This is a genomic window from Microbacterium timonense, assembly GCF_900292075.1.
Lineage (GTDB): Bacteria > Actinomycetota > Actinomycetes > Actinomycetales > Microbacteriaceae > Microbacterium > Microbacterium timonense.
In genome coordinates, this window is record NZ_OLMV01000001.1 from 416,999 (window position 1) to 440,806 (window position 23,808).

Annotated in this window: 23 protein-coding genes and 4 tRNA genes; 5 read left to right on the forward strand and 22 right to left on the reverse strand. The window is 69.8% G+C overall.

From position 1 onward, the window contains the following. Positions 1-5: 5 nt before the first annotated feature. The 4 genes from ruvC to pdxS form a co-directional block, all read right to left on the reverse strand. The gene (gene ruvC, locus C9992_RS02040) at positions 6-581 is read right to left on the reverse strand and encodes a crossover junction endodeoxyribonuclease RuvC (RefSeq protein ID WP_106813924.1); all 576 of its coding nucleotides are present in this window, start codon (positions 579-581) and stop codon (positions 6-8) included. Positions 582-694: 113 nt separating this feature from the next. After that, positions 695-1,456 carry a YebC/PmpR family DNA-binding transcriptional regulator gene (locus tag C9992_RS02045; protein ID WP_106813925.1) on the reverse strand — a complete coding sequence of 254 codons (762 nt, stop codon included), beginning with the start codon at positions 1,454-1,456 and terminating at the stop codon, positions 695-697. Between the two features lie 179 nt (positions 1,457-1,635). Then, the gene (pdxT, locus tag C9992_RS02050; protein ID WP_106813926.1) at positions 1,636-2,238 is read right to left on the reverse strand and encodes a pyridoxal 5'-phosphate synthase glutaminase subunit PdxT; all 603 of its coding nucleotides are present in this window, start codon (positions 2,236-2,238) and stop codon (positions 1,636-1,638) included. Further along, positions 2,235-3,125, reverse strand: a complete 891-nt coding sequence (gene pdxS / locus C9992_RS02055; protein WP_106813927.1) for a pyridoxal 5'-phosphate synthase lyase subunit PdxS — start codon at positions 3,123-3,125, stop codon at positions 2,235-2,237. The genes pdxT and pdxS overlap by 4 nt, the downstream gene beginning before the upstream one ends. Positions 3,126-3,260: 135 nt before the next feature. Between pdxS and C9992_RS02060 the strand changes: the two genes are divergently transcribed. Both C9992_RS02060 and pdxY read left to right on the forward strand, forming a co-directional pair. After that, the gene (locus C9992_RS02060; protein WP_106813928.1) at positions 3,261-4,607 is read left to right on the forward strand and encodes an aminotransferase class I/II-fold pyridoxal phosphate-dependent enzyme; all 1,347 of its coding nucleotides are present in this window, start codon (positions 3,261-3,263) and stop codon (positions 4,605-4,607) included. Between the two features lie 7 nt (positions 4,608-4,614). After that, positions 4,615-5,466 (forward strand): pyridoxal kinase PdxY, encoded by an 852-nt coding sequence (pdxY, locus tag C9992_RS02065; RefSeq protein ID WP_106813929.1) that lies wholly within the window; start codon positions 4,615-4,617, stop codon positions 5,464-5,466. On the opposite strand, the gene C9992_RS02070 is transcribed toward pdxY, so the two are convergent. Next, complete coding sequence (locus C9992_RS02070; protein ID WP_106813930.1) at positions 5,454-6,056, reverse strand: HIT family protein; 603 nt, start codon at positions 6,054-6,056, stop codon at positions 5,454-5,456. The two genes, pdxY and C9992_RS02070, sit on opposite strands and share 13 nt — an antisense overlap. Beyond that, positions 6,053-8,044 (reverse strand): threonine--tRNA ligase, encoded by a 1,992-nt coding sequence (gene thrS / locus C9992_RS02075; RefSeq protein WP_235007922.1) that lies wholly within the window; start codon positions 8,042-8,044, stop codon positions 6,053-6,055. Before thrS ends, C9992_RS02070 begins: the two co-directional genes overlap by 4 nt. A 92-nt stretch (positions 8,045-8,136) precedes the next feature. On the opposite strand from thrS, the gene C9992_RS02080 reads away from it, so the two are divergent. Next, positions 8,137-8,349, forward strand: a complete 213-nt coding sequence (locus C9992_RS02080) for a KTSC domain-containing protein (protein ID WP_106813931.1) — start codon at positions 8,137-8,139, stop codon at positions 8,347-8,349. Between the two features lie 46 nt (positions 8,350-8,395). Here C9992_RS02080 and C9992_RS02085 read toward each other — a convergent pair whose 3' ends face one another. The 13 genes from C9992_RS02085 to C9992_RS02145 form a co-directional block, all read right to left on the reverse strand. Continuing rightward, positions 8,396-9,637 (reverse strand): four-carbon acid sugar kinase family protein, encoded by a 1,242-nt coding sequence (locus C9992_RS02085; protein ID WP_106813932.1) that lies wholly within the window; start codon positions 9,635-9,637, stop codon positions 8,396-8,398. Further along, positions 9,634-10,515, reverse strand: coding sequence for an NAD(P)-dependent oxidoreductase (locus C9992_RS02090; protein WP_106813933.1), 882 nt, complete (start codon positions 10,513-10,515; stop codon positions 9,634-9,636). Before C9992_RS02090 ends, C9992_RS02085 begins: the two co-directional genes overlap by 4 nt. Before the next feature lie 74 nt (positions 10,516-10,589). Continuing rightward, positions 10,590-11,966, reverse strand: coding sequence for an MFS transporter (locus tag C9992_RS02095; protein WP_235007924.1), 1,377 nt, complete (start codon positions 11,964-11,966; stop codon positions 10,590-10,592). A 150-nt stretch (positions 11,967-12,116) separates the two neighbouring features. Next, positions 12,117-12,887 (reverse strand): SDR family NAD(P)-dependent oxidoreductase, encoded by a 771-nt coding sequence (locus C9992_RS02100; protein WP_106813934.1) that lies wholly within the window; start codon positions 12,885-12,887, stop codon positions 12,117-12,119. 8 nt (positions 12,888-12,895) lie between these two features. After that, positions 12,896-13,876 carry a 3-hydroxyacyl-CoA dehydrogenase family protein gene (locus C9992_RS02105; protein ID WP_106813935.1) on the reverse strand — a complete coding sequence of 327 codons (981 nt, stop codon included), beginning with the start codon at positions 13,874-13,876 and terminating at the stop codon, positions 12,896-12,898. Positions 13,877-13,920: 44 nt separating this feature from the next. Further along, positions 13,921-14,868, reverse strand: a complete 948-nt coding sequence (locus C9992_RS02110; RefSeq protein ID WP_106813936.1) for a sugar phosphate isomerase/epimerase family protein — start codon at positions 14,866-14,868, stop codon at positions 13,921-13,923. A 142-nt stretch (positions 14,869-15,010) separates the two neighbouring features. Continuing rightward, entirely contained in the window at positions 15,011-15,739 is a 729-nt protein-coding gene (locus C9992_RS02115) for a GntR family transcriptional regulator (RefSeq protein WP_235007925.1), read from the reverse strand. Beyond that, the gene (locus C9992_RS02120; protein WP_106813937.1) at positions 15,736-16,506 is read right to left on the reverse strand and encodes a triose-phosphate isomerase family protein; all 771 of its coding nucleotides are present in this window, start codon (positions 16,504-16,506) and stop codon (positions 15,736-15,738) included. The genes C9992_RS02115 and C9992_RS02120 overlap by 4 nt, the downstream gene beginning before the upstream one ends. A 27-nt stretch (positions 16,507-16,533) precedes the next feature. Beyond that, positions 16,534-16,989 (reverse strand): ribose-5-phosphate isomerase, encoded by a 456-nt coding sequence (locus C9992_RS02125; RefSeq protein WP_106813938.1) that lies wholly within the window; start codon positions 16,987-16,989, stop codon positions 16,534-16,536. A gap of 1 nt (position 16,990) precedes the next feature. Then, complete coding sequence (locus C9992_RS02130) at positions 16,991-18,718, reverse strand: dihydroxyacetone kinase family protein (protein WP_106813939.1); 1,728 nt, start codon at positions 18,716-18,718, stop codon at positions 16,991-16,993. A gap of 180 nt (positions 18,719-18,898) precedes the next feature. Beyond that, positions 18,899-18,973, reverse strand: a tRNA-Val gene (locus tag C9992_RS02135). Between the two features lie 27 nt (positions 18,974-19,000). Then, positions 19,001-19,074, reverse strand: a tRNA-Cys gene (locus C9992_RS02140). A gap of 53 nt (positions 19,075-19,127) precedes the next feature. Beyond that, a tRNA-Gly gene (locus tag C9992_RS02145) sits at positions 19,128-19,200 on the reverse strand. Positions 19,201-19,356: 156 nt separating this feature from the next. On the opposite strand from C9992_RS02145, the gene C9992_RS02150 reads away from it, so the two are divergent. Continuing rightward, positions 19,357-19,432 (forward strand) — tRNA-Val (locus C9992_RS02150). Positions 19,433-19,573: 141 nt separating this feature from the next. Here C9992_RS02150 and C9992_RS02155 read toward each other — a convergent pair. The 3 genes from C9992_RS02155 to zapE all read right to left on the reverse strand — a co-directional run bounded on the left by C9992_RS02155 (position 19,574) and on the right by zapE (position 22,673). Then, on the reverse strand, positions 19,574-20,095 hold the full coding sequence (locus C9992_RS02155) for a type II toxin-antitoxin system PemK/MazF family toxin (protein WP_106813940.1): 522 nt from the start codon (positions 20,093-20,095) through the stop codon (positions 19,574-19,576). Positions 20,096-20,177: 82 nt separating this feature from the next. Then, on the reverse strand, positions 20,178-21,446 hold the full coding sequence (locus C9992_RS02160; RefSeq protein ID WP_106813941.1) for an ammonium transporter: 1,269 nt from the start codon (positions 21,444-21,446) through the stop codon (positions 20,178-20,180). Positions 21,447-21,644: 198 nt separating this feature from the next. Then, positions 21,645-22,673 carry a cell division protein ZapE gene (gene zapE, locus C9992_RS02165; protein WP_106813942.1) on the reverse strand — a complete coding sequence of 343 codons (1,029 nt, stop codon included), beginning with the start codon at positions 22,671-22,673 and terminating at the stop codon, positions 21,645-21,647. A 220-nt stretch (positions 22,674-22,893) separates the two neighbouring features. On the opposite strand from zapE, the gene C9992_RS02170 reads away from it, so the two are divergent. Beyond that, positions 22,894-23,799 carry a sulfurtransferase gene (locus C9992_RS02170; protein WP_106813943.1) on the forward strand — a complete coding sequence of 302 codons (906 nt, stop codon included), beginning with the start codon at positions 22,894-22,896 and terminating at the stop codon, positions 23,797-23,799. Positions 23,800-23,808 lie beyond the last annotated feature (9 nt).

Genomic DNA, 23,808 nt, shown 5'->3' on the forward strand with positions numbered 1-23,808 from the left:
CCGTCTCACCGCCGCGCGAGACGTTCCGCATCCGCCCACGCGCGCTGCGCGGGCGTGAGGGGACCGGATGCCGCAGCCGTCGACGGTGCCCCGCGCCACGCGTGGCAGAGCGCGAGGGCGAGGGCGTCGGCGGCATCGGCGGGCTTGGGCAGCTCATCGAGCCTCAGGACGCGGGCGACCATGGTCTGCACCTGACGCTTGTCGGCGTTGCCGTAGCCGGTGATGGCCGCCTTGACCTCGGACGGCGTGTGCGTGGCGGCCGCGATCCCCCGCTCCCCGGCGACCAGGAGTGCGATGCCGCTGGCCTGCGCGGTGCCCATGACGGTCTGCCGGTTGTGCTGGGCGAACACGCGCTCCACGGCCACGACGTCCGGACGGTGCGCGTCCAGCACCGCGCGCAACCCGCTCGCGATGACGGCCAGACGGTCTTCGATCGCGGCGCCGGGGTCCGAGCGGACGACACCGACATGCACGAGCGTGGCCGAACGATCCGGTGCGACGTCGACGACGCCGACGCCGCACCGCGTCAGGCCGGGGTCGATGCCGAGGACGCGCAGTCGACGGGTGCGTGCGGATGCCACGTCACCACGCTAGGCGAGCGGGAGGGATGCCACCGCCAGGCGCGCGGAACGCGGACACGCCAAAGGCTCCGGATCGACGGGAGCCGACGATCCGGAGCCTCGGGAGCGCCGGCTCAGTCCTCGTCGTTCTCGAGCTCCGCCTGCACCTCAGGACTCAGATCGAAGTTGCTGTAGACGTTCTGCACGTCGTCGCTGTCTTCCAGCGCATCGATCAGCCGGAACACCTTGCGAGCCGTCTCGGCGTCGACCTCGACCTTGAGATTCGGGACGAACTCGACGTCGGCCGACTCGTACTCGATGCCCGCGTCCTGCAGCGCAGACCGCACGGTGACCAGGTCTGAGGCCTCGGTGATCACTTCGAAGCCCTGCGCGTGGGGTTCGACCTCCTCCGCGCCCGCCTCGAGCACCGCGAGCATGACGTCATCCTCGGTCGTCCCCTCGCCGCCGACGACGATGACGCCCTTGCGGGTGAAGTTGTAGGCGACGCTGCCCGGGTCGGCCAGCGTGCCGCCGTTGCGAGTGAGGGCGGTGCGCACCTCGGCCGCGGCGCGGTTCTTGTTGTCGGTGAGGCACTCGATCATCAGAGCGACGCCGCTCGGGCCGTAGCCCTCGTACATGATCGACGCGTACTCGACGGATTCGCCGCCGATGCCGGCGCCGCGCTTGATGGCGCGGTCGATGTTGTCCTTCGGGACGGACGTCTTCTTCGCCTTGAGCACGGCGTCGAAGAGCGTCGGGTTGCCTTGCAGGTCGGGGCCGCCGAGCTTCGCAGCGACTTCGATGTTCTTGATGAGCTTGGCCCACGACTTGGCACGGCGCGCGTCGATGACGGCCTTCTTGTGCTTGGTCGTGGCCCACTTGGAATGCCCGGACATGGTCCTCCTGAATCGAGCTCGTCGGGGGCTTCGCATGAGCCTGCGCCATCCGGCGCGGCGCCCGCCTGACGGAACATTCTATTCCTCGCGGCGGGCGCCGTCCGCGTCCTGGCGTCCGGCGTCTGCAGGCCGACGCGGGTGCAGCGTCCTCTCCGGCGCCGGCTGGGTCCCCGTCGTGCTCAGCCGATGCGTTCGCGCACCATCTCGAGGAAGAGGCGGTGGAAGCGGTCCTCGCCGGTCACCTCGGGGTGGAACGAGGTGCCCAGGAGCGGGCCTTGGCGCACCGCGACGAGCCGTCCGTCATTCAGGGCGGCCAGTCGCTCGACGCGCGGACCGGCCTCCTCCACGAGGGGTGCCCGGATGAACACCGCGTGGACCGCTCCGCCGGTCACCGCGGGGACATCGAGATCCACCTCGAACGAGTCCACCTGGCTGCCGAAGGCGTTCCGTCGCACAGTGACGTCCAGCCCGCCGAAGGTCTGCTGGCCGTCGATGCCGTCGACGATGCGGTCGGCGAGGAGGATGAGCCCCGCGCAGGTGCCGTAGACCGGCATCCCGCCGGCGATCGCCGCACGGATCGGCTCCTGCATGCCGAACGCGCGCGACAGCTTGTCGATCACACTGGATTCACCGCCCGGAAGGACGAGGCCGTCGACGTCGAGGAGCTCCTGCGGTCGCCTCACCGTCGCCGGCTCCGCCCCGAGCTCCGTCAGCACGCGCACGTGCTCGCGGACGTCGCCTTGCAGCGCGAGCACGCCGACGCGGAGGCGGCTCCTCGTCACCAGCCGCGCTCGGCGAGTCGGTGCGGAGCGGCGAGGTCCGCGACGTTGATGCCGACCATCGCCTCGCCGAGGCCGCGCGACACGTCGGCGATCACGGCCGGGTCGTCGTAGAAGGTGGTGGCCTTGACGATCGCGGCGGCGCGCTGGGCGGGGTTGCCGGACTTGAAGATGCCGGACCCCACGAACACGCCGTCGGCGCCCAGCTGCATCATCATCGCCGCATCGGCCGGCGTCGCCACTCCGCCGGCGACGAACAGCACCACGGGGAGCTTGCCGGTCTCGGCGATCTCGGCGACGAGCTCGTAGGGGGCCTGCAGCTCCTTGGCCGCCACGTACAGCTCATCCTTGGTCATCGAGCGCAGCACATTGATCTCGGAGCTGATCTTGCGGATGTGCTTGGTGGCCTCGGACACGTCGCCGGTGCCGGCCTCGCCCTTGGAGCGGATCATCGCCGCGCCCTCGTTGATACGGCGCAGAGCCTCCCCGAGGTTCGTCGCGCCGCACACGAACGGCACGGTGAACTTCCACTTGTCGATGTGGTTGACGTAGTCGGCGGGCGAGAGCACCTCGGATTCGTCGATGTAGTCGACTCCGAGCTGCTGCAGAACCTGCGCTTCGACGAAATGGCCGATCCGCGCCTTCGCCATCACCGGGATCGACACGGACGCGATGATGTCATCGATGAGATCGGGGTCGCTCATCCGCGCGACACCGCCCTGCGCGCGGATGTCGGCCGGCACGCGCTCGAGCGCCATCACGGCGACGGCGCCCGCGTCCTCGGCGATCCTCGCCTGCTCCGCGGTGACGACGTCCATGATGACGCCGCCTTTGAGCATCTCGGCGAGCCCGCGCTTGACGCGGTCGGTTCCGGTGTCGGCAGTGGTCACAGGGGTTCCTTCCAGTTCCGCACGCGGTGGCGTGCGACGAGCGAGGACAATGAGCATCATTGACCTAGGCCAAAAGATACCATGGTGTCCGCCCTAGAATCGGCGAGGCACCGCAACCACGGCAGGAGACGGCAGATGACCACGCTCGGCATCAGCGGGCGCTCCGCATCCGAGATCGCCGAGAGCGTGCGTGGCCTCATCGAACGCGCCGACCTGCGGCCCGGAAGCTCCCTGCCGTCGGTCCGCGCGCTGGCGGAGGAACTGGGGGTGAACCGCAACACCGTGGTCGCGGCCTACCGGCAGCTCACGCAGGCCGGCGTCGTCGTCACCCTCGGCCGGGGAGGCACGCGCGTCGCCGACCTCTCCCCCGTCGCCCAGGAGGGATTCGCGGCAGACAGCGTGCTGCGCGACGTCGGCACCGGCAACCCCGACGCGCGGCTCATCCCCGACCCCGCACGAGCCCTCGCCGCGATGGCCGGACGACCGGTGCTCTACGGCGAGCCGGTCGTCGATCCCGGTCTGGAGGCCTGGGCGTCCGACTGGATGCGTGAGGGCCTCGGGCCCGACGTCGACATGCGGCTCACGGTCACCAGCGGCGCCGCCGACGCGGTCGAACGGCTGCTCGCCCAGGCCCTGACACGCGACGACCTCGTGGCTCTGGAGGATCCCTGCTTCCTCACCAGCATCCACACGGTCCGGATCGGCGGATACCGTCCGGTGCCGGTGCCGGTGGACGACGAGGGGATGACGGTCGCCGGGCTGCGCGCCGCGCTCGAGCAGGGCGTCCGCGCTGTCGTGCACACCCCGCGGGCGCAGAATCCGACGGGAGCGAGTCTTTCGGCCCGACGCGCCGCCGAGCTGCGGGCGGTGCTGCGCGAGCATCCCTTCGTCCTGGTCATCGAGGACGACCACTTCTCGATGCTGTCGCGCCGGCCGTTCCACACGCTCATCGCTCCCGGACATCGGCGCTGGGCACTGGTCCGTTCGGTGTCGAAGTTCCTGGGGCCCGACATGTGCCTGGCGGTGGCGGCCTCGGATCCCGAGACCGCCGAGCGCCTGGCGATGCGCCTGACTCCCGGAACCACGTGGGTCAGTCATCTGCTGCAGCGACTGACCCTGGCGCTGGTGACCGACACCGCCACAATGGCGTCGATCCAGCAGGCGGGCGACCATTACGCGCAGCGCAATGCCGCGTTCGCGGGGATGCTCCGGGATCACGGCGTGGTCGCCACCGCGGGCGACGGGCTGAACCTGTGGGTGGCGCTCCCGGTGCCGGCGCGAACGGTCTCGGAACAGCTGATGCGCCGCGGATGGCTGGCCCGACCGGGCGACGAGTTCCAGATCGGTCACCGCGAACCCTCGCAGCGGCTGCGGCTGACCGTGCACGACCTGGACCAGGCCGACGCCGAGAAGCTCGCCGCCGACGTGGCGGGCGCGATCCGGGCTGCGGGTGGTCGGCTCGCCGAGCAGGAAGTGGCATGATCGAGCGGTGAAGATCCTCTCGATCCAGTCCGCGGTCGCCTACGGTCACGTCGGCAACTCGGCCGCCGTCTTCCCGCTGCAGCGCATCGGCGTCGAGGTCATGCCGGTGTACACGGTGAACTTCTCGAACCACACCGGGTACGGTGCCTGGCGTGGGCCGATGATCAGCCCCGACGACGTGCGTGAGGTGATCCTCGGCATCGAGGAACGGGGGGCGTTCCCGCAGATCGACGTCGTGCTCTCGGGCTACCAGGGCGGTGAGGGCATCGCCGACGTCATCCTCGACACGGTCGCCCGGGTGAAGGCGGCCAACCCGGCAGCCGTGTACGCCTGCGACCCCGTCATGGGCAATGCGAAGTCGGGGTGCTTCGTCGCACCCGCCATCCCCATCCTGCTGCGCGACCGCGTCGTGCCGGCCGCCGACATCATCACACCGAACCAGTTCGAGCTCGGATTCCTCACCGAGACCGACCCGTCCGACCTGGAGTCGACGCTGGCCTCGGCCGACGTCGCTCGCGACATGGGCCCGCGCACCGTGCTGGTGACGAGCGTCGAGCGGCCGGACCGCCCCGAGGGCACGATCGAGATGCTGGCGGTGACCGACGACGGAGCATGGATCGTGCAGACACCGCACATCCCCATGAAGGCCAACGGGTCCGGCGACGTGACCGCGGCCCTGTTCACCGCGCACTACCGCCGCACCGGGGATGCCGCCGATGCGCTCGCCCGCACCACGTCGAGCGTCTTCGATCTGCTCGAGCGGACGCATGCATCGGGCGAGCGGGAACTGCAGCTCGTGGAGTCGCAGGAGGCGTACGCCCACCCGCGACTGCAGTTCGAGGTGCTTCAGGTCCGCTGAGCCGAGGCGTCGGCCCAGGCGCCCGCCACGGCACGGCGCACATCGCCGAGGAGCTGAGGCAGCGCCTTGGTCTTCGCGATGATCGGGAAGAAATTGGCGTCGGCTGCCCACCGCGGAACGATGTGCTGGTGCAGGTGCTCGTCGACGCCGGCCCCGGCGACGTGCCCCTGGTTCATGCCGATGTTGAACCCGTCGCAGCGCGAGACGGCCCGCAGCACGCGCATGCCCTGCTGCGTCAGCGCGCCGATCTCGGCGACCTCTGCGTCGGTCGCCTGATCGTAGGTCGCGATGTGGCGGTACGGGCACACGAGGAGATGGCCGGAGTTGTACGGGAAGAGGTTCAGCAGGGCATACGCCGTGACCCCCCGGAACACGATCAGGCCGTCCTCATCCGACTTGCGAGGAGCTTCGCAGAAGGGGCAGTCGTGCCGGAGCACCTCGGGACCGGCCTGGATGTAGGCCATGCGATGCGGCGTCCACAGTCGCTGGAATTCGTCGGGAACCCCGGGAAGCGTGGCGGCGTCGACGAGGGCGGCATCCTCGGCATCGGCCGGTGGGCCGCCCGCCTCGGTCTTGCCGCTGCCCGTCACGAAAAGTCCTCCGCCGTGTTCACCAGCGCGTGCGAGTCGATCGCCTCGCGCACGCGGCGAACCGCGTCGGCGATGGGCACGCCGTTCTCCTGGGAGCCGTCGCGGAATCGGAACGACACGGTTCCGGCCGAACGATCCTGCTCGCCCGCGATCAGCAGCAGCGGCACCTTCTGGGTGGTGTGGGTGCGGATCTTCTTCTGCATGCGGTCGTCGCTGTGGTCGAGCTCCGCACGGACCCCTTCGGCCCTCAGCTGCGCGACGACATCGCCCAGATAGTCCGCATACTCCTCGGCGACGGGGATCCCGACCACCTGCACCGGCGACAGCCACACCGGGAAGGCACCGGCGTAGTGCTCGAGCAGGATGGCGAAGAACCGCTCGATCGAGCCGAACAGCGCGCGGTGGATCATGATGGGCCGCTTCTTCTGGCCGTCGCGGTCCGTGAACTCGAGTTCGAACCGTTCGGGCAGGTTGGGATCGACCTGCACCGTCGACAGCTGCCAGACGCGCCCGATCGCGTCACGCGTCTTCAGGTCGATCTTGGGGCCGTAGAACGCCGCCTCGCCGGGCACCTCGGTCAGCTTCAGTCCGCTGCTTCTGGCGACGTTGCGCAGCGCGTTCGTCGAGTACTCCCAGAACTCGTCCGAGCCGATCCACTTGTCCTTCTCGTCGTCACGCATCGACAGCTCGAGCTCGAAGTCGTCGAGCCCGAAATCGCGCAGCATCGAGATGACGAACGCGAGCACCCGCGTCGCCTCGCCCTCGAGCTGGTCGGGGGTCACGAACAGGTGCGAGTCGTCCTGGGTGAACCCCCGGACGCGGGTGAGGCCGTGCAGCGCTCCCGACAGCTCGTTGCGGTAGACAGTGCCGTTCTCGGCCAGTCGCATCGGCAGGTCGCGGTAGCTGCGCGCGCGCTCCTTGTAGATCAGGATGTGCATCGGGCAGTTCATGGGCTTGAGGTAGTAGTCCTGCCCCTGCTTGGTGATCTCACCGTTGTCGTCGCGCTCCTCGTCCATCACGATGGGCGGGAACATGCCCTCCTTGTAGGTGACGAGGTGGTTCGAGGTGAGGAACAGGTCCTCCTTGGAGATGTGCGGCGTGTACACGTAGGTGTAGCCACCCTCGATGTGGCGGCGTCGGGCATGCTGCTCCATCTCGCCGCGGACGACGCCGCCGCGCGGATGCCACACCGACAGCCCCGACCCGATCTCGTCGGGGAACGAGAACAGGTCCAGCTCCTTGCCGAGCTTGCGGTGGTCGCGCCTGGCCGCCTCCTCCAGACGCGTCTGATACGCCCGCAGCTCATCCTTCGTCGGCCACGCGGTCCCGTAGATGCGCTGCAGCTGCGGGTTCTTCTCGCTGCCGCGCCAGTAGGCGCCGGCGACCCGCTGCAGGGCCCATCCGTTACCGATCAGGCGGGTGTTGGGCAGGTGCGGGCCCCGGCACAGGTCCTTCCAGACCGTCTGGCCGTCGCGGTCGACGTTGTCGTAGATCGTCAGCTCGCCCGCTCCGACCTCGACCGAGGCCCCCTCGGTCTTGTCGGCGCCGCCCTTGAGCCCGATGAGCTCTAGCTTGAACGGCTCGTCCACGAGCTCGGCACGCGCCTCCTCGTCGGTGACGACACGGCGCACGAACCGCTGGCCCTCGCGGATGATGCGCTGCATCTCCTTGTCGATGGCCTTGAGGTCCTCAGGGGTGAAGGGATGCTCGACGCCGAAGTCGTAGTAGAAGCCGTCGGTGATCGGCGGGCCGATTCCGAGGTTCGCCTGCGGATTGATGCGCTGAACGGCCTGGGCGAGGACGTGCGCTGTGGAGTGGCGGAGGATGTCGAGGCCGTCCGGGCTGTCGATCGTCACCGGCTCGACGGCATCCGTCTCCTGCACCGTGGTGGCGAGATCTTTCAGCTCGCCGTTGACGCGGAGGGCGACAACGGAACGGTCGGGGAACAGGGCGAACCCGTCAGCGGGATAGGACACGACGTCAGACACGGCATCAAGGCTATCGCTCCGCCGCACCCCATCCGGCGGGCTCGCCCAGCGGCACCGCCGCGTCCGTCGATCCCAGGGCGTAGCCTGAACGCGTGCGGCGACAACCCCTCGACTCGTCGGCGATCGCGGCAGCGGGCTACGACGCCGCCACCGCCGTGCTCGAGCTGGAGTTCAGCTCGGGCGAGGTGTACCGGTACTTCGCTGTGCCGCCGTCGGTGCATCGCGCGCTGCGGTCGGCCGAGAGCGCGGGGCGCTTCTTCCGGGACCGCATCCGCGACGTATACCCCTCGCAGCACGTCCGCTGAGTCCGGCGGTGCGTGCGCCGCGACCGCTCGCTGTCCCGAGGCCGGCTCAGTGCCCCAGCGCCGCCGCGACGTCGACGAGGGTCGACGGGGAGCCGACGTTGCCGGGCACGACGACGTAGAGCCGGTCCTCCCCCTCCGCTGAGACGAGGTCCCACACCGAGACGCCGTCCAGCACCTGGCCGCGCACCCGCGCGCGCGTCGCACCGACGCCCGTGCGGGCCAGTTCCGCGGACGTGATTCCGCCCTTGGCGACGACCGCCTCCACGTCGCGGACGAGGTCGCGCACGGCCGTCGTGAGCGCCCGCATCACCAGCTCGCCGTGCGTGAGCGTGTTGTGGTCGGGACGCCGGTGCCGCTCGGTGGCGACGATCGCGAGCCCAGTCGTCACCAGGCGCGCCCGCGCCTGCGCGGCCGCCGCGAGGCCGGCCGCCTCAGGATCGGCGAAGGCGGCGTCGGTGGGGATCACGACGGCTGGTCCGTGCCGGGCCTCGAGCTCGGTGAGCTGCGCCGTGGCCCCGGCCGTGTGGGATCCGCACGCGACCAGGGTCGACGTGGCCCTCGTGGTGAGCGGCGTCGGTAGCAGGCCGTCGCTCTGCACGCCCGCGAGGATGGCGGCCAGCGGCGCCGCGCTGCGCACCACCACCGATCGGCCTGCGCGACGGGCCGCGACGATGCCTGCGGCGACGGCGCGGATGTCGTCGTCGGTCTCGGCGTCGGGAAGCACGACCGCTCCGGCCGGAGCGGACGCGATGACCGCTTCCGTTCTGCCCGCCCGCACGTCGGTGAGAGGGACGTTCACGCTCGACCGACCGGACTTGTCGGCGACGTACTCGGCGAGGACGGCCGAACGGAACGGGAAGACGGGATCCTGTGCGTACTCCGTCTCGTGTGCGGGGAGGTTCTCATCGCCGATCCGCACGTAGTGCACGCCGCCGACGGTCGTCCGCCCGCCGGCGGGGAACGCGGGGCAGAAGACGATGACCGAGTCCTCCTCGAGGAACACGGCCGTCTCCGGGAACACGTGCCCGCGCAGCGTCGAGTCGCCTCGCAGCACGAACTGCACGTCTTCGCTGAGCGTGCCGGCGGCCGCCCGTGCGTCATCCCGCAGGCGTCGCAGCAGCGCGACGGCGGTCGCCTCGTCGATCGCGCGCGAGTTCGTCTGGATGTACACGCTGTCGGCGGCGGCCAGCGTGGCGTGCAGCGACTCCGCATCGGCGTCGAGCAGCACGTCGACGCCGCTGGCGGACTGCGTGCCGGTGGGGTCGTCGTCGAACACGACGGTCTTCATCGCCCCTCCTCCCCTGCGCGGTAGGTCTGGAGGACGCTGGAGTCGTCACGCGACAGCAGGCCGATATCAGCGGCCGCGAGGAACCGCTCGCGGGCCGCCTGCAGCAGCGGCAGCTCGATTCCGGCCTCGGCCGCGGCGTCCGCGACGAGACCGGTGTCCTTGACGAAGATGCCGACCTGGCTGCGCACCTCGGCTTCCGGCCCCTCGATCATCCGGGGACCGCGATCGGAGAGCATGAAGGATGCCGCCGCTCCCCCGCCGATCGTGTCCAGCAGGAACGCGGGGTCGAGGTGCAGGCGCTCGGCAAGGGCCAGGGCCTCGGCGGCGGCGACGATGTGGACGGCGCACAGGTGCTGGTTGACGACCTTGATCGACTGGCCGTCGCCGACGGCCGACCCCACGCGGCGTGCCGTGCCCATCGCGGCGAGGACGCCGGCGACGCCGTCGACGACCTCATCCTCGCCTGCGACGAAGAGGAGGAGGTCGCCCGCCGCGGCGCGGGCGATCCCGCCGCTCACCGGCGCGTCGACCACGTGGCCGCCGGCGGCGGCGATCCGGGCCGCGTCGGCGCGGACGGCCTCCGGGCCGACCGTTGACATGACGACCCACGTGCGGCCGTCGACGACGCCGGCGGCGCAGGCGGCGTCGACGACGGCGCTGAGCTGTGCCGGGGTGGCGACCATGACGATGACGGCGGGCGCGGTGCCGATGCCGCCGATGTCGGCCACCGCGTCGATCCCGGCCTCCGCGGCCCGGCGGCGTCCGCTCTCGTCCGGTTCGACGCCCACGACGGGAATGCCTGCCCGGACGAGGCTCGCGGCCATCGGCAGCCCGATCGCGCCGAGCCCGACGAAGGCGGTCAGAGGGTGAGCGCTCATGAGCGCGATCCTTTCGATACAGCGACGCGGGGTGCGCTGCGCACACCCCGCGTCGTGACTGCGTCAGCCGGGGCTCAGTGACCCGGGGTGGGTGCCTGCTCGTCGAGCAGGGCGTCGGCCTTGGCGCGGAAGAACCTCGTGCACGCCATCATGATGGCCGCGAGGAACGCGAACACGCCGAGGGAGACCACGCCCCACGCTCCCGACTCGGTGGGGATCGCCTCGTTGATCGCGGTCCGCATGATCGGCGCGACGAAACCACCGAGGTTGCCGAGCGAGTTGATGAGTCCGATGCCCGTCGCGGCGGCCGCGCCGACGAGGAACGCCGTCGGGAACGACCACGTGATCGGGCCAACCGACAAGAACGCCGCGACGGCGACCGTGATCGCTGCGATGCCGAGGAGCGCCTGACCGTTGGCGCCGGCCCATGCCGACACGATGATCGCGACGCCGGTGATGATGAAGAACAGCGTGCCCCACGTGCGGCGGCGGCGGAGCGTCGTGGCGTGCTTGCCGACGAAGTAGCAGGCGAACAGGCCGACGGCCCACGGGATGGCTGAGACGAGGCCCACCTCCCAGCCGACCTCCTTGCCGATCAGGCCCGAGACCTGTTGCGGCAGGTAGAAGGTGGTGCCGTAGACGGCGATCTGCAGGCAGAAGTAGATGACGGTGAAATACCACACCTTCCAGCTGATGAGAGCGGGGCCGATGCCTCGCGGGCCGTCGTCGTGCTTGACGGCATCCTCGTGGTCCATGACCGCCTTCATCGCCGACTTCTCGTCGTCGGTGAGGAACTTCGCCTTCTGCGGCGAGTCGACGAGGAAGAAGATCGCCGCGATGCCGGCGAGCACGGCGAGCATGCCCTCTACGAAGAACATCACCTGCCACCCGGCCCACGGCGTGTACTGGTCGCCGAAGCTGATGAGCCCGCCCGACAGCGGCGCGCCGAGCATCTGCGAGAACGGCTGGGCGAGGTAGAACAGCGCGAACATCTGCACCCGGCGCTTGTTGGGGAACCACTGCGCCAGGAACATGATGACGCCGGGGAACAGACCCGCCTCCGTCACACCGAGCAGGAACCGGAGCCAGATGAACATCGTGTCGTTCGTCACGAAAGCGAACAGCGACGCGACGATGCCCCATGTGATCGCGATGCGGGCCAACCAGAAGCGGGCGCCGAACTTGTTCAGCAGCAGGTTCGAGGGGATCTCGAACAGCGCGTAGCCGATGAAGAAGATGCCGGCACCGAGCGCGTACGCGCCCGCGGTGATGCCGCGGTCGACCTGGAGCGCCTCTTCGGCGAAGCCGACGTTGGTGCGGTCCAGGAACGCGACGAAGTACAGGATGATGAGCATCGGCATCAGCCGGTAGGTGGCCTTCTTGATGCCGCTGCTGAGGTGGGGGCTCGACAGCAGGGCCTGCGCGCTGGGGGCGCCGGACGTCGTAGTCACTGGGTACTCTCCTTCGAGTTTCTCCCGGGCGTGGGGTGCCCGGTCAGCCGAGGCTGGGGATGATGAGCGCGAGGCCGATGGCCACGCACACGATTCCGATCACCAGGTAGGCGATGCGGGACTTGGACCAGGTGAAAGGCATTCGGGACCTCAATGCATGTAGAGACCGCCGTCGACGTTCAGGGTCTGGCCCGTCACGAATCCGGCGTCTTCGCTGATCAGATACGCGACCGCTGCGGCGATGTCGCGGGGGGTGCCGATGCGCGGCAGCACGCCGTCGGCGGCCATGGCCTGCTTGCGCTCCTCGGTGAGGGTGCCGCCCATGATGTCGGTGTCGATGGGGCCGGGTGAGATCACGTTGGCGGTGATGCCCAGAGGTCCCACCTCTCGAGCGATCGAGCGCATCAGACCGATGACGCCCGCCTTGGAGGCGGAGTACGGCGTCTTGGAGAACGTCCCGCCGCCGCGCTGGGCCGACACCGACGAGATCCCGACGATGCGGCCCACGCCGGACTCGACGAGCGAGGCGACCACGCGCTGGGTCACCCAGTGCACGCCGTCGAGGTTGATGCTCAGCACGCGGTGCCACTCCTCGGGGGTGACCTCGAGGTACGGCACCGGAGAGGACACGCCGGCGAAGTTCACCAGGGCGACGATCTGCGGCAGACCCTGTTCGAGGGTGTCGACAGCGGCGACGGCCTGCTCGCGGTCGGACGTGTCGGCGCCGACGCCGAGTCCGCGGACGCCGAACTGCTCGGCGACCTCTTGCGCGGTGCGCGCGGCCGCATCACCGTCGATGTCGATGATGCCGATGTTCCAGCCGAGCTCGGCCAGGTGATATGCCGTCGCACGGCCGATGCCGCGGGGGCTCGCGGCGCCGGTGAGGATGACGGTGCGCTCTGCGGGGAATGCGGTGGCCATGGTGTCCTTCAGCTGTTGTGGGTGGCGGCCGCGTGGATCGGTGCAGGGCCGAGCTCGTCCATGAGCTTCTTGATGGCGACGTACGCCTTGTTGCGGTAGGCGACGAGTTCCGGTGTGCGATCGGCCGGCACGTCGAGGAAGCCCGCGCCCGACTTCGTGCCGAGCTTGCCCGCCGTGACGAGGTCGTCGAGGATCTTCGGCGTGGCGAAGCGCTCGGGGAACTCCGTCTGCAGCGACGCGTAGCAGAACGCGTACACGTCGAGTCCGGCCATGTCGGCGATCGCGAAGGGGCCGAACACCGGGAGGCGGAAGCCGAAGGTCGTGCGGACGATCGTGTCGATGTCCTCCGGGGTCGCGACGCCCTCCTCGACGAGCTGCGTGGCCTCGTGGAACAGGGCGTACTGCAGGCGGTTGAGGACGAAGCCCGTGGCGTCCTTGACGCGCGCCGACTCCTTGCCGGTCGCCGCCACGATCTGCTCGACCACCGGGATGATCGCTTCATCCGTCGTGGTGTGCGGGATGAGCTCGACGCCGGGGATGAACGGCGCCGGGTTGGAGAAGTGGACCCCGAGGAAGCGCTCCGGGTTGCTGACGGCTTCGGCCAGCTTCCCGATGAGGATCGTGGAGGTGTTGCTGCCGATGATCGCGTCGGGCGCAGCGGCTCGTGAGATGCGTCGCAGCGTGTCGTGCTTGATCTCGATCTTCTCGGGGACGGCCTCCTCGATGAAGGTGGCGCCGCTGACGGCATCCTCGATCGTGGCCGCCGTGATGCGCGCGGCGATGAGGGCGGGGGCCTCGGCTGGGAAGAGGCCGTCTGCGGCGAACTGCTCGGCTTCGCGGATGAGGCGGTCGCGGTTGCCCGCGGCGATGTCGAGGTCCACGTCGGCGATGCGGACGTCGGCGCCGGACATCGCGAGAACCTGGGCGATGCCGCCGCCCATGTAGCCGCTGCCGATGACGGCGTAGACAGGGCGTGTGTTGTCGGTCATTCCATCTCCTTCTTCGACGGCTCGCGTCGAGGCCGATGCGTCGCTCACGCGGCCGGCTGGGGCAGCAGGGACTGCAGGTAGGTGCGGTTGGTGGCGCAGACGCCGAGGCTGTCGCCGCCGTACTGCTCCATCAGGAACGGACCGCGGAAACCGAGCTCGACGGCGCGGGCGACCATCGCGCGGTAGTTGATGAGGCCGAGCTCCATGCTCGTGGGCACTGCCGTGTACCAGCTGCCGTCGGCGGCCTCGTCGCGGATGTAGTTCTTGACGTGCCAGTAGTTCGCGTACGGGAGTGTCTTCTCGTGCATCTCCCGCCAGTCCTCGATCGGACGGTGCAGGCGGATGAGGTTTCCGATGTCGGGGTTGAGCCCGACGTTGTCCAGGCCGATCTCCTCGATCAGCTGAACCGCGCTGTCGGCGGTGCCGAGGTAGGTGTCCTCGTACATCTCCAGCGACATCGGCAGGCCCACAGACGCGGCGTGCTCGCCGAGCTCACGCAGCCGCCGGACGGCCAGCGCCCGTGTCTCAGTGTCGTCGGGGTCGACGGGGCCCTGCGCGGTCCAGAACCACAGCGCCGTGCGCTGCGCCTCGGTGAACGGCTGGTGCAGCCCGGTGGAGAACACCTGCAGCCCGAGCTCTGCCGCGGCGTCGATGGTGCGGTGCGCGTAGGCGAGGTTCTCCTCGCCGCGGCCGGGCTGGATGACGCTCTGACGCTGGACGTGGACCGAGAGGGGCGTGACGCCGTGCAAGCGCGCGATGGACAGCAGCTCGTCACGGCGCGAGGCGTCGAGGTCCGCGGGACGGATGTGGCTGTCGGCGAGCTCGATCGCGGTGAAGCCGAGTCGCGCCACCTGCGCGAACACGCCGTCCCACACTTCGGCGGGCGCGTCGTGCAGCGCCGTGCCGTCCGCGCCGATCGGCGGGAACCCGTGCATGCAGACGGCGATCGGCCAGGTCTCGCTGTCGAGCGCGGGTGGGGGTGACTGGGTCATGACGGCTCCGTTGACGTGTGGATCGACTTCGTTGTGATTCCTAAATCCTACAGGATCTTTCCTGCAGGGCAAGCGCAGTCAGGACGGCCGACTCTGGCGGGAGCCGGAGGCCGGACCGGGCTGCTGGGTGGCTGTCGTGCGGCTAGTCGGCGCCCTCGACGGCGAGGGACCGTGAGCGCACCAGCTGGATATGGCGACGCATGGCCTGCTCGGGCGCGTCCGCGTCGTCGCCGGCGAAGGCGGCGACGATCGACTCGTGCTCCGCGATGGCCTCCTGCACGTCGGTGACGCCGTGCCGAGCTGCCTGCCGCATGCGGTGCAGCTGCGCGCCGAGCGTGTCGGACATCTCGAGGATGTAGTGGTTGCCGCAGTGCGCGAAGACGACGCGGTGGAACGCGGCATCCGCTGCGAAGTACTCGCGGGTCAGGGCGACGTCGGCGATGCCTGCCGACATCGCGGCGCTGATCCGCTCCCCCGCTTCCCGGTGGAGATCCTCGGCGGCGCGGAGATCGCGCAGCATCGACGCGCTGGCGGGAGTTGCCAGGCGAGCCGCCGTGGTCTCGAGCATCAGGCGGGCGTCGAACAACTCCTCCAGCTCCGACGGCCGCAGCGGAGGAGCCACCCGATAGCCCTTGAGGGCTTCACGCGTGACCAGGCCGGTGCGCTCGAGCTGCACCATGGCCTCTCGCACCGGAGTCGGCGAGACGCTGAGTTGGCGCGCGATGGTGTCGATGGACAGGCGCGCGCCGGGCGCGACCTCCCCGCTGAGCAGGAGCTGGAGAATGCGCTCGTAGACGTGGTCGCGCAGGCCGCGGCGCTCGATCGTGCCTCTCAGGGCGTCAAGGCCTTGGAAATCGGCTGCCATCGTCATGATGAGTCCTCCCCGTGTGCACCCAGCAGCTGCGCGGCTTCGTCGAGGATCTGCGCGAACGCCCTCGGGTCGTGGGCGAACCTGCCCAGGAACAGGCCGTCCACGCAGTCACCGATGTCGGTCAGCAGGCCCGGTCCGGCACTGCCACCGTATACGACCCTCACGCTCTCCGGAGCGACGCCGAGCCGCTCCCGCAGCGGTCCGCAGACCGCCCGGATGTGGTCGGGTGCGGCCGGCTGCGCGGCGCCGATCGCCCAGTGGGGCTCGTACGCCACGACGACGTCGCCGCCGTGGCCGGCGGCGCGCGCCGCCGACAATGCCGCGTCGACCTGCCGCAGGCACTCGGCCAGCGCAGGTTCGGCCCCTTCCTGCCGTGATTCGCCGATGCATACCAGCGGCACCAGCCCGTTTCGCAGTGCTGCGGATGTCTTCGCGGCGACCACGCCATCGGTCTCCCCGAAGAGCCGGCGCCGTTCTGCATGGCCGACCTCCACGAAGGTGCAGCCGATCTCGGCGAGCACTGCGCCGCTGACTTCGCCGGTGTACGCGCCCACATCCTCGGTTGCAACGTCCTGTGCCCCGACCGCCAGTCCTGCGGGCGTGCCGATCTCGACGCAGGCCGGGATCGACGGGTACTGCGGGATCACGAACGGCGTCACGCCGGCTGCCGTCGCGGGGTGGTCACGGGCGACGTCGGCGACGGCCCTCGTCCACGCCACCGTGCGGGCGTGGGAGAAGTACATCTTCAGGCTGGAGCCGATGAGCATCGCGACCCTCCCGGCGCGCCGCGGCGTTCAGACGCCCTCGTAGGCGCAGATCTCCGCGACCTTGTCGGCGGACGCGCTGCGGGGGTCGAACGTGTAGGTGAGCCATTCGCGCGCGAGGCGACGAGCGAGCTCGATGCCGACGACACGCTGGCCCATGCACAGCACCTGCGCGTCATTGGAGAGGATGGACCGCTCCACGCTGAAGGAGTCGTGGGCCGTGACGGCGCGGATGCCGGGAACCTTGTTGGCTGCGATCGCCACGCCCAGCCCCGTCCCGCAGATGAGGATGGCGCGGTCGGCCGCGCCCGCCGCGACGCGCTCAGCGGCCGCGATCGCGATGGTTGGGTAGTTCGTGTTGCCGTCGGCGTCCACGCCCACGTCGACGACGTCGGTCACCAGGTCGTTGGCCAGCAGGTCGGCCTTGATCCGCTCCTTGTAGTCGAAGCCGGCCTCGTCGCTGCCGATCACAAGTCGAAGCGCCATGTCAGTTGTTCTCCTTCAGTACGTCCAGAACGGTCTGGGTGCTCAGCGCGAACGAGACCGCGCCGGGGTCGGGGGTGCCCAGGCTCTTGTCGCCGTGGGAGCGGGCGCGGCCCAGTCGCGCCGTCATCTCGGCGGTCGCCTCCGCCGCGGCCGCGGCCACGCCGGCGGCGTGGGTCCACGCGTCGGTGAGTCCGTCGCCGGCCGCGAGCCGCTCCGAAAGGTCCTCCGCGAACGGGACGATCGCGTCGATCATGGTCTTGTCGCCGGGCTTGGCCTTGCCGAATGCCATCACGGCGTCCTTCATCGCCGTGATGCCGGCACCGACGGCATCCGGGGTGACGGTGCCCTCATCGCCCAGGGCCGTGCCGAGGGCGACGAGCATCTCACCCCAGATGGCACCGGACGTGCCACCGCCCTTGTCCGCCCACGCGTCGCCCGCGTGGTGCAGGGTCGTGCGGGCGCCGGCTCCGGCGTCCACGGCGGCCGACGCGGCGTCTGCGGCGGCGCGGCTGCCTCGCTGCATGCCGATCCCGTGGTCGCCGTCCCCCGCGATGCGGTCGATACGGCCGAGCTCTTCCGCGCTGGCGTCGAGCATGCCGGCCATGGCGCGCAGTGCACGGGCGACCATGGCCGCCGCATCGCGCGAGGCTTCGTCGGACTCGCCGATCTCCTGCGCGTCGTCGAGCGCGGCCAGCTCGTCGGCGCTGACCTCGCGGCGCCCGGCGACGGCGCCGCGGCGGTACGCGGGGGTGTCGCAGGGGGCGAGCCACAGCTGCTCGAGCTCATCGTCCAGCCACAGCAGCGTGAGCGAAGCGCCCGCCATGTCGAAGCTGGTGCAGAACTCACCGACCTCCGGCGACACGACGACGGCGCCGGCGTCGGTGAGCAGGCGGTGCACCGAGCGGTAGACCACGAAGAGCTCCTCGTACTTGACGCTGCCGAGTCCGTTGAGGATCGGCACGACGCGGGCGCCGGCAGCCGTCACCCCGTCGGGCAGCTCGTCGAGCAGCTTCGCGACGAACATTTCGGCCAGGCCCGCGGCCGTCGGAGTGTCGACCTCGTCGATGCCCGGTTCGCCGTGGATGCCGAGACCCACCGCCATGCGACCCGCGGGCACCTCGAACAAGGGCTCGTCGGCGCCGGGGAGCGTGCAGCCGCTGAAAGCGACGCCGAACGAGCGCGTGCGGTCGTTCGCGCGGCGCGCCACCCGCTCCACGCCGTCAAGGTCCATGCCGGCCTCGGCGGCCGCGCCGGCGATCTTGAACACCACGAGGTCGCCGGCGATGCCCCGGCGCTTCTCGATCTCTGACTTGGGAGCGCTCCAGACGTCGTCGGTCACGAGCACCGTGCGGCAGTCGATGCCGGCCTCGCGCATGCGCTCCTGCGCCTGCCCGAAGTGCAGCACGTCGCCGGCGTAGTTGCCGAAGCTCAGCAGCACGCCTCGGCCCTCGTGCGCCGCGGTGGCGACGGCGTGCACCTGGTGCGCGGACGGCGACGCGAACAGGTTGCCCATCGCGGCGCCGTGCGCGATGCCGGGCCCGACCAGCCCGCCGAAGGCCGGGTAGTGGCCGCTGCCGCCGCCGATCACGACGGCGACCGTGGGCTCTGCGCCACGGGTGGACCGGACGACACCGCCGGTGACGGGACGCACCCATCGGGACGATGCGGCCGCGAAGCCCTCGATCATCTCCTCGGCGAAATCGTCTGGGTCATTGAACAGCCGCGTCATCGCGCTTCTCCCTACCGGCGACAGTGATTCCTCGATCCTATTGGAAATGGGATCACAAGGCCACCGTACGCCGGAGTAAGCGGGTCGGCGCACTCGCCACAGGGAGGACCCACGCGAAGGCGGCCGCGGGCGCGCACGCATTCCCGGAACGACGAAGCCCCCGCCGAAGCGGGGGCTTGCTGGTGGGCGATACTGGGATCGAACCAGTGACCTCTTCCGTGTCAGGGAAGCGCGCTACCGCTGCGCCAATCGCCCGAGTCGATCTCCGGTCGGGACCGGGAGTGGAGGTGGCGACGGGATTCGAACCCGTGTAAACGGCTTTGCAGGCCGGTGCCTAGCCGCTCGGCCACGCCACCGCGTGTGGTTTGACCCCACGTGCCGTGATCCCTGGAGGAGATCCCTGCACTCGAGCGGATGACGAGACTCGAACTCGCGACCCTCACCTTGGCAAGGTGATGCGCTACCAACTGCGCTACATCCGCATTTCGTTTCCGGGATTCGCACCCCGGGCACTTGAAAGACTTTAGCCGATCCTCGCCCGCATGCAAAACCAGACGACGTCCGCGCGTGTCACGTCCGGGTGGTTCGAGGCATGCGCTGCCATCCGGTAGGATCGTTACTCGTCCCCCTCGGGGAACGGGCGATTGGCGCAGTTGGTAGCGCGCTTCCTTCACACGGAAGAGGTCATCAGTTCGAGTCTGGTATCGCCCACCACACGTGCAGCCAGAAGACCCGCGGTAACCGCGGGTCTTCGGTTTTCAGTCGGTCGAGGAGCGGCGACCCGTCTGAGCGGCTACGTCATCGAAGAGCTTGCGCAAGCGGGTCTTGCGCCCGTTTCCCCGCAGCGCGTCGGCGTCACGTGGCGGCATCCCAGCCGTAGCGGCGGTGGAGCTCCCGAGCGACACGGCCGAAGCGGCCGAGGTCGAGCGCGGATGCCTCGCGCCGCATGCCATCGCGGTGCACGCTGTACAGCTGCTCGATGTCGACCCATGACGGCCGTCGCTGCGGGTCCCACTCCCCTGTCCCCAGGGCGAGGAAGTCCCGGTCCCCCTCGTGCGCCTTGCTCGTGAGGCGGACCGCGTAGACCCGGTCCTGCGTGTGGCGGGCGATCACCAGGACGGGGCGATCCTTGCCCCGCCCGTCGTTCTCGTCGTACGGCACCCACGTCCAGACGATCTCGCCGGCGTCCGGGTCGCCGTCGCGCTGCGGGGCGTACGTGATCTGCAGTCCGCCGCGGCCGGGCGGCGGCACCTCGACCGTGGCCGTCGAACCCCGCTGCGCCGTCCGCGGCACCCGCGTCGGAAGCGGCCGGTTCGATCCGGCGGAGGGCCTGAGGACGGAGTGCAGGATGCCGAGAAGACCGCGTCGCCGTGTCACACGGTCATCCTAGGAGCGGCGTCGCACGACGAAGGGGCGTCGCGACGTAGCGCGCGACGCCCCTTCGCGGGGTTGGCGGATCTCAGGCGCGGGCACCCTCGAGCACGTAGCCCTCTTCACCGTGCACGACGGTGTCGATGCCGGCGACCTCGTCCTCGTTCTTCACGCGGAAGCCGACCGTCTTCTCGATCGCGAACCCGATGACGTACGCGAGCACGAACGAGTAGACCAGGACCGCCACGGCGGCGATCGCCTGCACCATCAGCTGGGTCAGGTTCCCGCTGTAGAGGAGGCCCGTCTCGTTGGCGAAGAAGCCCAGGTACAGCGTGCCGAGGAGGCCGCCGACGAGGTGGATGCCCACCACGTCGAGCGAGTCGTCGAAGCCCCACTTGAACTTGAGCTCGATCGCGAGGGCGCACACGGCACCGGCGATGAGGCCCAGCACGACCGCCCAGATCGGTGTCAGTGAGGCGCAGGCCGGGGTGATCGCGACCAGACCCGCGACGGCGCCGGAGGCGGCGCCGACGGAGGTCGGCTTGCCGTCCTTGAACCTCTCGACGACCAGCCATGCCAGGAGCGCTGCGGCGGGCGCGGCGATCGTGTTGACGAAGGCGACGGCTGCGGTTCCGTCGGCGGCCAGCTCCGAACCGGCATTGAAGCCGAACCACCCGAACCACAGCAGACCCGCGCCGAGCAGCACGAACGGCGGGTTGTGGGGCACGTGGACGCCCTTCTGGAAGCCCAGACGCTTGCCGAGCACGAGGGCGAGTGCAAGAGCGGCTGCACCGGCGTTGATGTGCACCGCGGTGCCACCGGCGAAGTCGATGGCACCGACTCCGAACCACTCCTGCATGCCGTAGGTGATCCAGCCGCCGTAGGCGAAGCTGCCGTCATCGGCCAGGCCGAAGTTGAACACCCAGCTGGCCACCGGGAAATAGACGATCGTCGCCCAGATCGCGGCGAAGATCATCCACGACCCGAACTTGGCGCGGTCGGCGATGGCGCCCGAGACCAGAGCGACGGTGATGATCGCGAACGTCGCCTGGAAGGCGACGAAGGCCAGCGGCGGGAAGGCGGCGCCCTCCGGCACCTCGAGCAGGCTCTCCAGCCCGATCGCCGACCAGTCGATCGACCACGGCGGCACGAGGCCGTCGGAGCCCGGGAACGCGATCGCATAGCCGTAGATGACCCACAGGACGCCGATGAGTCCCATCGCACCGAAGCTGAGCATCATCATGCTGATGACGCTCTTGGCCTTGACCAGACCGCCGTAGAAGAACGCGAGTCCTGGCGTCATCAACAGGACGAGTGCTGCCGCTATCAGGATGAATGCGGTGTTGCCTTGATCCATCTCGAAGAGAACCTCTCTGCAGGGACGCAGGTATAGCGTCGGGTTCCCTCAGTGTGGCGACGGTCCGTTTCGGCCGCGGGACAAGCCGTGTTTCCCCGGGGTTACACGGGGACCGCCCACGTAAACATCGTGTTTCGGCACGCCGAAGCACTGCCCCGAGTCCGGCGTGAGACCGCCTCACGGCCGGACGCCCGGCGGTCAGGCCAGGGTCGAGGCGACCAGCCGCGAGATCGCTCGCAGGTACTTCTTCCGGTACCCGCCGGCGAGCATCTCTTCGGGGAACACCAGATCGAGAGACGTGCCAGTGGCGCGGATCGGCAGCTGCGCGTCGTACACGCGGTCGACGAATGCCACGAACCGCAACGCCGCGGACTGATCCGTGAACGGCGCGACATCGCGCAGCCCGACCAGGGACAGATCCCCGATGAGCCGGATGTAGCGAGACGGGTGGACGCGAGCGAGGTGCGCGACGAGGGAGTCGAAGTCGTCGTCCGAGACGAGACCGGTCGTCGCGGCATCCGCGATGGCGTTCTCGTACGGAGCGGGCTCCAGTACGGCGGCGTGGCCGTCGACGGCGCGGTGACGATAATCCGTGCCGTCGATGCGGACCGTCTGGAAGCTCGCGGCCATGGCGTGGATCTCGCGCAGGAAGTCCTGCGCGGCGAACCGGCCCTCGCCGAGAGCGTTCGGCGGGGTGTTGGATGTCGCGGCCAGGCGCGTTCCCGAGGCGACCAGCTCCCCCAGCAGGCGCGTCATCACCATCGTGTCGCCCGGATCGTCGAGCTCGAACTCGTCGATGCACAGCAGGTCCGATCCGCGGAACAGCTCCACGGTGTTCTGGTACCCCAGCGCGCCGACCAGCGCTGTGTACTCGATGAACGAGCCGAAGTACTTCCGACGCGCGGGCAGCGCGTGGTAGACCGACGCGAGCAGGTGCGTCTTGCCGACGCCGAACCCGCCGTCCAGATACACGCCCGGCTTGATCTCGGGCCGCTTCGCACGGCGGAAGAGACCACCCTTGACGGGCGCGGCGGCACCCGAGAACGCCATCAGGAGGTCTTTCGCCTCCTGCTGCGAGGGGTATGCCGGGTCGGCCCGATAGGTGTCGAACGTCGCACCCTCGAACTGCGGCGGCGGCACCAGTGCGGCGACCATCTCGGCACCGGCGAGCTGCGGAGTGCGATCCGCGAGATGGATCACACCGGTTCGGGTGGCGGGGACGGTCATTCGGGTCCTCTGTCGAAGTGGCGGACGGGCGGTTCGTCGTGCCCGGCGCCCCAGCATGCCGCGGGCCTGTGACGGCGTCTTACGGGGGTGCTGTGCTCGCACGCGCGGGAATCTAGGGTCGGAGGCGACGGTTCAACCCTAATCGTCAGCCGCGTGCGCCGACCCGCTGCCGCCGGACCCACCGCCCCGGCGAGCGATCCGCCCCACCTGAGGAGTAGCCATGTCTGTCGAGACCGACACGTCGTCCGAGAAGTTCGCCGAGTACGCCGAGCCCGGCAGGCTCGTCACCGGCGAGTGGCTCCAGGCCCAGCTGGGCCGGCCCGGGCTCGTCGTGGTCGAATCCGACGAAGACGTCCTGCTGTACGAGACGGGGCACATCCCCGGTGCCGTGAAGGTGGACTGGCACACCGAGCTCAACGACCCGGTGGTCCGGGACTACGTCGACGGAGAGGGCTTCGCGGCTCTCCTCAGCCGCAAGGGCATCTCGCGTGAGGACACCGTCGTGATCTACGGCGACAAGAACAACTGGTGGGCCGCGTATGCGCTGTGGGTCTTCTCGCTCTTCGGGCACGAAGACGTGCGCCTGCTGGACGGCGGCCGTGACAAGTGGATCGCAGAAGGGCGCCCGATCACGACGGAGGTGCCGGCCCCCGCGCCGACGCAGTACCCCGTCGTCGAACGCGATGACAGTGTTCTGCGCGCGTACAAGGACGACGTGCTGGCGCACCTCGGCTCGGGCCCGCTGATCGACGTGCGGTCACCGGAGGAGTACGACGGCTCTCGGACGTCGGCTCCTGCGTACCCGGAGGAAGGCGCCCTCCGTGGTGGTCACATCCCCACCGCGCGCAGCGTGCCGTGGGGCCGCGCGGTCGCCGAGGACGGTGGCTTCAAGCCCCGCGCGGAGCTCGAGGCGATCTATCGCGGCGAGGTCGGCCTGCAGGACGACGACAGCATCGTCGCCTATTGCCGCATCGGGGAGCGCTCCAGCCACACGTGGTTCGTGCTCAAGCACCTGCTCGGCTTCGGCGACGTGCGCAACTATGACGGCTCGTGGACCGAATGGGGCAGTGCCGTGCGGGTGCCGATCGCCACGGGTCCGCAGCCGGGCGAGGTGGCCGCGCGCTGAGCGGAGGCG

Excerpts from the sequence above, each read along its gene's own strand:
- C9992_RS02160 (WP_106813941.1), bottom strand. The coding sequence starts at position 21,446 with ATGGATCAAGGCAACACCGCATTCATCCTGATAGCGGCAGCACTCGTC.
- C9992_RS02090 (WP_106813933.1), bottom strand. The coding sequence starts at position 10,515 with ATGAGCGCTCACCCTCTGACCGCCTTCGTCGGGCTCGGCGCGATCGGG.
- zapE (WP_106813942.1), bottom strand. The coding sequence starts at position 22,673 with ATGACCGTCCCCGCCACCCGAACCGGTGTGATCCATCTCGCGGATCGC.
- C9992_RS02130 (WP_106813939.1), bottom strand. The coding sequence starts at position 18,718 with ATGACGCGGCTGTTCAATGACCCAGACGATTTCGCCGAGGAGATGATC.
- C9992_RS02085 (WP_106813932.1), bottom strand. The coding sequence starts at position 9,637 with ATGAAGACCGTCGTGTTCGACGACGACCCCACCGGCACGCAGTCCGCC.
- C9992_RS02115 (WP_235007925.1), bottom strand. The coding sequence starts at position 15,739 with ATGACGATGGCAGCCGATTTCCAAGGCCTTGACGCCCTGAGAGGCACG.
- C9992_RS02105 (WP_106813935.1), bottom strand. The coding sequence starts at position 13,876 with ATGACCGACAACACACGCCCTGTCTACGCCGTCATCGGCAGCGGCTAC.
- C9992_RS02060 (WP_106813928.1), top strand. The coding sequence starts at position 3,261 with ATGACCACGCTCGGCATCAGCGGGCGCTCCGCATCCGAGATCGCCGAG.
- C9992_RS02110 (WP_106813936.1), bottom strand. The coding sequence starts at position 14,868 with ATGACCCAGTCACCCCCACCCGCGCTCGACAGCGAGACCTGGCCGATC.
- C9992_RS02100 (WP_106813934.1), bottom strand. The coding sequence starts at position 12,887 with ATGGCCACCGCATTCCCCGCAGAGCGCACCGTCATCCTCACCGGCGCC.
- C9992_RS02125 (WP_106813938.1), bottom strand. The coding sequence starts at position 16,989 with ATGGCGCTTCGACTTGTGATCGGCAGCGACGAGGCCGGCTTCGACTAC.
- C9992_RS02045 (WP_106813925.1), bottom strand. The coding sequence starts at position 1,456 with ATGTCCGGGCATTCCAAGTGGGCCACGACCAAGCACAAGAAGGCCGTC.
- C9992_RS02170 (WP_106813943.1), top strand. The coding sequence starts at position 22,894 with ATGTCTGTCGAGACCGACACGTCGTCCGAGAAGTTCGCCGAGTACGCC.
- C9992_RS02120 (WP_106813937.1), bottom strand. The coding sequence starts at position 16,506 with ATGCTCATCGGCTCCAGCCTGAAGATGTACTTCTCCCACGCCCGCACG.